This is a genomic window from Streptomyces glaucescens (assembly GCF_002154375.1).
Lineage (GTDB): Bacteria > Actinomycetota > Actinomycetes > Streptomycetales > Streptomycetaceae > Streptomyces > Streptomyces glaucescens.
The window spans coordinates 1-971 of sequence record NZ_MUND01000303.1 but is presented as its reverse complement, the minus strand read 5'-3'; the positions used below and the strand labels follow the sequence as shown (position 1 = coordinate 971).

At 79.4% G+C, this 971-nt stretch carries 1 pseudogene; it reads right to left on the bottom strand.

What is annotated here, in order from left to right:
- Nucleotides 1-62 precede the first annotated feature (62 nt).
- Nucleotides 63-971: pseudogene (locus tag CCN42_RS20320) on the bottom strand (SWIM zinc finger family protein); the annotation flags it as partial.

Genomic DNA, 971 nt, shown 5'->3' with positions numbered 1-971 from the left:
TCCCGACTCAGCCCCCTCACCTGGCCAAGCCCCGGCTCACGGCTCGCGGCTGCGGTGTGCGGTCAGGGTTCGGTGGGGGCGCCCAGGCCGGTCAGGGCTCCCACCGGGTCGGGGTCCGGGGTGCCGCGCGGCCACCAGTCGTCCGCGCCCGGCTCGGATTCGTAGGCGTACCACAGACCGTCGCGGCCGAGGCGGAGCTGGAGGTTGCCGCGCGGGTGGGTCAGGCGGTTGCGCCAGGGACGGAACGGAGGGAAGTCGGCGGCCAGGAGGAGCGGGCGGGCCCGGTCGAAACGGCCGGCCGGCGGGTCCCAGGGCTCCTCCAGCGCGGCGAGCCCGTCGAGGCCGCCCTGTCGCCAGGCGGCGACCGCGCGCGCCAGCTCNNGGCGACCGGGTCGTGGCCGGAGGCGAGCAGGGCGTGGGCGCGGGCGGCGGCGTCGGTGGCGAGCTGGTCCAGCGCGAGCGGGTCGGGTCCGCCCGGCGCCGCCGGATACGCCGGAGGCTGCTCGGGGTGCGCGGGCGTCCGCGACGGGGCCGGGAGCGGTGGGAGTGCGCGCGGGGCGAGGGCGTCGGTGGCGCGTACGCCGGGCAGCGGCGCCGGGTCCCGCTCCTGGGCGGCGCGGGCGGCCCGCGCGGCACTCAGCCGGGACAGCGCGTCGAGGAGTTCGCGCTCCCCGCGCCCGCGCAGCAGGAGCAGCACGAAGGGGTCGGCGTCGAGCAGCCGGGCCGTCTGGTAGCAGAGGGCGGCGGCGTGCTTGCAGGGGTGGCCGCGATCGGGGCAGCTGCAGCGGGGGTCCAGGTCGCCGGGGCCGGGCAGCAGCGGCACGTCCCCCTCCGCGAGGGCGTGCGGCATCTCCTTGTCCAGCAGCGCGGCGATGTGCCCGGGCCGGTCCGCCGCGGCGTCCAGGAACCGCTCCCAGTCGGCGTCGTCCAGCGTGCGCAGCCGGATCTGGACGCGGTACGGCCGGGGGCGG